This is a genomic window from uncultured Thiocystis sp. (genome assembly GCF_903866365.1).
Lineage (GTDB): Bacteria > Pseudomonadota > Gammaproteobacteria > Chromatiales > Chromatiaceae > Chromatium.
On record NZ_CAIPNF010000264.1, the window covers coordinates 1 to 4,968 of the forward strand.

Annotated in this window: 8 protein-coding genes and 1 pseudogene; 8 read left to right on the forward strand and 1 reads right to left on the reverse strand. The window is 64.9% G+C overall.

Features of this window, described 5'->3' with window-relative positions; translation table 11 throughout:
- Positions 1 to 43: 43 nt before the first annotated feature.
- The 8 genes from QZY07_RS14475 (at position 44) to QZY07_RS14510 (ending at position 4,716) form a co-directional block, all read left to right on the forward strand.
- A complete protein-coding gene (locus tag QZY07_RS14475; RefSeq protein ID WP_295404077.1) occupies positions 44 to 190 on the forward strand; it encodes a hypothetical protein in 147 nt (48 codons plus the stop codon).
- 130 nt (positions 191 to 320) lie between these two features.
- A complete protein-coding gene (locus QZY07_RS14480; protein ID WP_295404078.1) occupies positions 321 to 1,085 on the forward strand; it encodes a phage antirepressor KilAC domain-containing protein in 765 nt (254 codons plus the stop codon).
- Positions 1,082 to 1,318 carry a hypothetical protein gene (locus QZY07_RS14485; RefSeq protein ID WP_295404080.1) on the forward strand — a complete coding sequence of 79 codons (237 nt, stop codon included), beginning with the start codon at positions 1,082 to 1,084 and terminating at the stop codon, positions 1,316 to 1,318. Before QZY07_RS14480 ends, QZY07_RS14485 begins: the two co-directional genes overlap by 4 nt.
- An 88-nt stretch (positions 1,319 to 1,406) precedes the next feature.
- Complete coding sequence (locus QZY07_RS14490; protein ID WP_295404082.1) at positions 1,407 to 1,568, forward strand: hypothetical protein; 162 nt, start codon at positions 1,407 to 1,409, stop codon at positions 1,566 to 1,568.
- On the forward strand, positions 1,565 to 1,897 hold the full coding sequence (locus QZY07_RS14495; protein ID WP_295404085.1) for a hypothetical protein: 333 nt from the start codon (positions 1,565 to 1,567) through the stop codon (positions 1,895 to 1,897). The genes QZY07_RS14490 and QZY07_RS14495 overlap by 4 nt, the downstream gene beginning before the upstream one ends.
- A gap of 73 nt (positions 1,898 to 1,970) precedes the next feature.
- Complete coding sequence (locus QZY07_RS14500) at positions 1,971 to 2,819, forward strand: hypothetical protein (RefSeq protein ID WP_295404087.1); 849 nt, start codon at positions 1,971 to 1,973, stop codon at positions 2,817 to 2,819.
- On the forward strand, positions 2,812 to 3,627 hold the full coding sequence (locus QZY07_RS14505; protein ID WP_295404090.1) for a hypothetical protein: 816 nt from the start codon (positions 2,812 to 2,814) through the stop codon (positions 3,625 to 3,627). Before QZY07_RS14500 ends, QZY07_RS14505 begins: the two co-directional genes overlap by 8 nt.
- Before the next feature lie 225 nt (positions 3,628 to 3,852).
- Positions 3,853 to 4,716: a ProQ/FINO family protein gene (locus tag QZY07_RS14510; protein WP_295404093.1), complete on the forward strand. Its 864-nt coding sequence runs from the start codon at positions 3,853 to 3,855 to the stop codon at positions 4,714 to 4,716.
- Between the two features lie 142 nt (positions 4,717 to 4,858).
- Here QZY07_RS14510 and QZY07_RS27465 read toward each other — a convergent pair.
- Positions 4,859 to 4,963: pseudogene (locus QZY07_RS27465) on the reverse strand (sigma factor-like helix-turn-helix DNA-binding protein); the annotation flags it as partial.
- Positions 4,964 to 4,968 lie beyond the last annotated feature (5 nt).

The window sequence follows — 4,968 nt, forward strand, 5'->3', positions numbered from 1 at the left end:
CCCTGGTCGCGCACGCGGATCAGCCGTCGGCTGGAGGTGCGGCATGAGCGTCCTTGACACCGCCGTGACCCTGGATGACACGGCCTGCGTCGCCCCTCATGGGCGGCCTGGGATTGGCATCCCGGAAACAAGGCGCATCAGCGCCACCCTCTCCGGTGGTTTTTTCTGCGCAGCATGGCAGGTCCAGTGATGGGCTGGCGGTGTGGAGGGGCATCTTCGGATGCGCCGGTTCCTGGTTCCGGTCTGCCAACCCAACACACCGTCCGCCCGCCCCAATGAGCATTAAGGTTGACGGTTTATCCGCACACAAGGAGCTTGTCATGACCGACCTCGCCCAAGGCACATCCGCGCTCGTCCTCACGCCCATCCAGGGTGAACCCCGCATGAAGGATCTGGATCTCGCGGTTCGGCTGGGCTTCGAGCGTCCGCGCTCGATCCGCAACTTGATCAAGGCGAACCTAAAAAAACTTAACGAATTCAATGTTTGCTACGCCGTGGAGCAAACCTCCGGCGAGCTTGGCGGGCGTCCAGCGACCGAGTATTACCTCAACCGCAAGCAAGCCATCTTCATCTGCATGAAGTCCGAAACGGACAACGCGGTGGATGTCCAGATGGAGATCGTCCAGGTCTACGACGCCTATTTGAGTGGCGAATCCGCCCACCCCACCTTCGCCATCCCCCAGACCCTCCACGACGCGCTGCGCCTCGCCGCCGATCTCGCCGAGACCAACGCCCAGCAGCAAGCCCGGCTCACGGTCGTCGAACCCAAGGCCGATGCCTTGGACCGGATCGCCACGCCATCGTCCGGGACGCTCAACCTGACCAACGCCGCCAAGACCCTGCAAGTCAACCCCAGGGCGCTGATCCAGCGCCTGAGCGCGAATCGTTGGATTTATCGGCGCGCGGGCGGAAAGCATTGGACCGCGTCTCAAGACAAACTCCAGCAAGGCGTGCTCGAACACAAGATCACCAAAACGGTCCAGGACGACGGCACCGATCGGATTTTCGAGCAGGTGCTGGTCACCGCCAAGGGCTTGACGAAGTTGGCCGCGATGCTGTCTCCGGTCAACGGGGGTGCGGCATGAGCAACGTGAGCGAGATCAATGGCAACCTTTCAGACTGTCAGGCGGATGGCCGCCAAATCGCAGGATCTGCGCTTGGAAACAGCGTTGAGAAAGGAAGCGAGTCCGCCACAGAGAAGGCGTCCCAGGCGGTTGCTGACGATTTCAAGGAAGCCAATGCCCGCGAGCAACGCGCCTTCTTCATTGGCTTTGTCGGCTTGCTGCTTGACGTGATCAAGCAGGAGGACGCGGCATGACCGCCCCGACGCGCCCACTCGATCCATCGCGCAGTGGATTGCCGCGCCCACGTTCGATCCCCTCGACGCGCTCGACACCGCCTCGGCCATGATGAATTCGGTGCAGGCGCTGATCCGCCAAACCGCCATCGAGGCGGATCTTGGCGATCCGGGTCAACCGTCCGGCGGTCTGTGGTCCAGCGTCTCTCTGCTGGAGACCATCGCGACCCTCCTGGAAGGGGCCTCCGGCACCCTGGAGCGCCGCGCATGACGCGCCTGACCTCGCGCCCTGGCCCCACCGTGCGACTGCGCCTGGCGTGGCATGGCCAACCGAACGTCGAGGCCGAACCGCTAGCCCCGACCGCCTGGCAACTCGCCCTCCATCGCCATCCCCAGGGCGATCTCTATTGGATGGTCTCGGACATCGAGACCGGACGGATGGTCGCCTGCGACGTTGACCGGGAGCGGGCGATTCGCCAAGCGCAGACCCGGCTCACCACGCTCGCGGAGACGCAACACACGACGGTCGAGGCGCTCCTGGAGCAGATCCGGGCCAGTGCCCGCGCGGAAGGAGACGCCCATGCGAACCTCCTGGAATGATGCCGAGGATCGCGCCATGGATTACCTCCCACACCTCGATCAAGTCATCTATCTGCGCGGCATCCGCCGCCGCATGGATTACCGCACGGGGATTGCCGGGGTATCGGCGATGATTAGCTATGACTGGCTGTCGCAACTCTGCGAGGTGCACCCGCGCCGAGGCTCGAACATCAAAGAGCCATCGCGGCTAACCAAAGAGGCGTTACGTGCCGTCTTTGCTCGGCTGGAGGTCGCTGGCTTGATCCAACGTCTTCGCGATCACGGCGGCAGAGGGCTCGTTTTTCGCTGTTTGTTGGCGGATTTGGATGATTCGGTCCAGATGAGGAGCAACCCCAGCACAACCCCAGCACAACCCCAACAGCACAACCCCACAACAGTCAGCAATGACGCGGCTGACGGGGAGATGAACAACCCCAGCACAACCCATGCTGCACCTGCGAAGAGCAACCCTATTCCGGTAACCGGTAGACCGGAAGAAGAAAGAAGGGATAAATCCCTTGTCGAGTTCGCCGCGGGCGACCCCGACGACAGCGTGCCCCTCGCCTCACCCACGGCCCAAATCCATCCGCATCCGGTGCGCGAGATTTTCGAGTACTGGCAGCGCGTCATGGCTCACCCCCGCGCCATCCTCAACAACAAACGTCAGCGCGTCATCACGGCGCGTCTGCGTGAAGGCTACCGCGTGCCCGACATCAAGCGCGCGATCGATGGCTGTCAGCAATCCGCGTGGCACCAGGGAAAAAACCCTGACCACAAAGTGTTCGACGACATCGAGTTGATCTGCCGCGATGGCAGCAAACTGGAGCAGTTCCAAGCGCGCCTCGCGGAGCAGTGCCAGCAAGATCAGACATTGGACGACTGGTTGCACGAGGACGAACGCGGCGTGGGCGACTTCATTGACGGGGAGTGCCGGCATGTCTAAACAACGTTTTTCGCAGTTGATGGACGAACTCGGGTTGATCTATGACCGCGAGGTGAGCGTGACGCTCAAAAAGCTGTACTGGGAAGACCTGCCTGCACGCTCCTTCGCGCAGATCGAAGCGGCCTTTCACGCGCATCGCCGCGACCCGGAGCGGGGCCGCTTCTTTCCCAAGCCTGCCGATCTGATCGCCAAGATGCAGATCCTGCGCACTGACCAGCGCCCGGAAGCCGACGAAGCCTGGGCGCTGGCCCTGGACACGTTTGACGAAGCCGCGACGGTGTGCGTCACCGACGAAATCCTGGCCGCCGTCAGCGCGTCCGCCCCGGTGTGGAACAGCGGCGACACGGTGGGCGCGCGGATGGCGTTCAAAGCCGCCTATGGGCGTCTGGTGAGCGAAGGCCGAGCCAACGGGCAGACGCCGAGGTGGCAATTGTCTTTGGGCTGGGACGCGGAACGGCGTACCGTGGCCGCGCAGGACGCGGTGCGGTCGGGACGGCTGACGGCGCAGCAGGTGCGCGCGCATTTGCCCGCGCCGTGTGCCGAGGGCCTTCCCGCCATGCTGGCTGGCGCGCTGACCGACCGCAACACGGTCATCGCCCTGCCGCTGGAGGCCGATGCCGTGACCCGCCAGCGGATGCGCGCGTTGCGCGAGGCGATCGCGGGGCGGAGCGCGCCCGCTGCTGCGACGGCCACGCCCGCCGCGCTGGACGCCGCCGCCGAACGCCAACGCTTTGCGCAACGCAAACGGCAGGCGCTGGACGCTCTGGAACGGTTGGCGGCGCAGAAGCCCGTGCAGGAATCGGCTTGAGAGCGCCGCTTGCGCCCGAATGAGGCGTCTCCGACGTGGGACACCCCACAGGGGCATTTGGCGCGCAGACGCCAGCGGTTTTCTCAACCCAGGGGAGCAACCCATGAGGATCGCGGGAGTAGGACTGGCCGTTCAGGCAAGGCAACTCTCCCGCTCCGTCGCGACGACGGGGTTTCTCGCGAAAACGTCGATGCAGACGCGCGGCGTCACGACAACACGCGCGCGTTGGCGCTGCCCGACATCGCGACCAACCGTCTGGTGGCGCAACATGACGATGCCCGTCGCGAGGCGCCTCCGTCGCGCGTCTCCGGTCTGGATGTCGGTGCGCCGCAAACGAACATCGACGCGGCGTCGATGTTGTTCGTCGACAGCCTAGAGGCACACCTGGACGACTTTCTCGGGCGGCTGTCGCGCCCTGGATCGCTAGGCGGCACCTGCCAGCACGGCGCGCTCTGGGCGCCCCCACACATCCTCCCCGCCCGAAAAGGCGGTTTTTTCGCGAAGAATTCGATGAGCCAAACCAAATCCCGTGCCCGTTCCCGCCGCGAAATCGCTGCCAAGGCCGCGCTGTCCGCTGCCTTCCCGCTGGCCTTCCCGGACGACGACAGCCAGATCCGCCCGCTCGCGATCGGTACCCGCGACGACGTGCTTGCCTGGATGGATCGCGTCAAGCCGGATGTCGAGCGCCGCGCCGCGATTGCCGCCGTGCAGCATCATGGCGCGCGCACCGCCGACAAGCGCTGTTTGCTGGAACCCGGCGCGATGCGGATCGACTTGCACGGTCGCCCCATCGCGCCGGTCAGCCCCGAGGCGGTCGAGTGCGCGCGCACGGACCTTGAGCGCGTCCGCGAGAACCAAGCGCAAGCGGCAATGCGACGCGCCGGAAACCTCGCCCGAATGGATGCCGAAACCGAGGCGCGCCAGGCACAAAAGAGCCCCGCAAAGGCCAAGAAGCCCGCGCCGAAGCCGGTTGCCGCGCCCGTGCCAAAGCCCGTGATCGCGCCCGCGCCGAACTCGATCGCGGCGGTCGTGGTGAAGAAGACGCGACGCATCGTGCCCGGCTCAAAATCGGAAAACCCGACCATTTAGCCCCGCCACGCGGGTTTTTATCGGCACGATCAATCCCCGCGCGCGTTTGCTCGCAGCCGTCCTGAGACGACATCCGCACGGTGGCGTCTCTCACCAGATCCTCCCACTTCAATCCCTGTTCGTCGCACCATTGACGGCACTTTTTGAGCGCCTGCAGTTCGATTTGGCGCACCCGTTCGCGGGTCACGCCCAGTTGTACGCCCACCTCGTCCAGCGTCTTGCCGGGGCGCGAGGATCGGTCTCCCAGCGGCA

Excerpts from the sequence above, each read along its gene's own strand:
- QZY07_RS14475 (WP_295404077.1), top strand. The coding sequence starts at position 44 with ATGAGCGTCCTTGACACCGCCGTGACCCTGGATGACACGGCCTGCGTC.
- QZY07_RS14480 (WP_295404078.1), top strand. The coding sequence starts at position 321 with ATGACCGACCTCGCCCAAGGCACATCCGCGCTCGTCCTCACGCCCATC.
- QZY07_RS14485 (WP_295404080.1), top strand. The coding sequence starts at position 1,082 with ATGAGCAACGTGAGCGAGATCAATGGCAACCTTTCAGACTGTCAGGCG.
- QZY07_RS14490 (WP_295404082.1), top strand. The coding sequence starts at position 1,407 with ATGATGAATTCGGTGCAGGCGCTGATCCGCCAAACCGCCATCGAGGCG.
- QZY07_RS14495 (WP_295404085.1), top strand. The coding sequence starts at position 1,565 with ATGACGCGCCTGACCTCGCGCCCTGGCCCCACCGTGCGACTGCGCCTG.
- QZY07_RS14500 (WP_295404087.1), top strand. The coding sequence starts at position 1,971 with ATGGATTACCGCACGGGGATTGCCGGGGTATCGGCGATGATTAGCTAT.
- QZY07_RS14505 (WP_295404090.1), top strand. The coding sequence starts at position 2,812 with ATGTCTAAACAACGTTTTTCGCAGTTGATGGACGAACTCGGGTTGATC.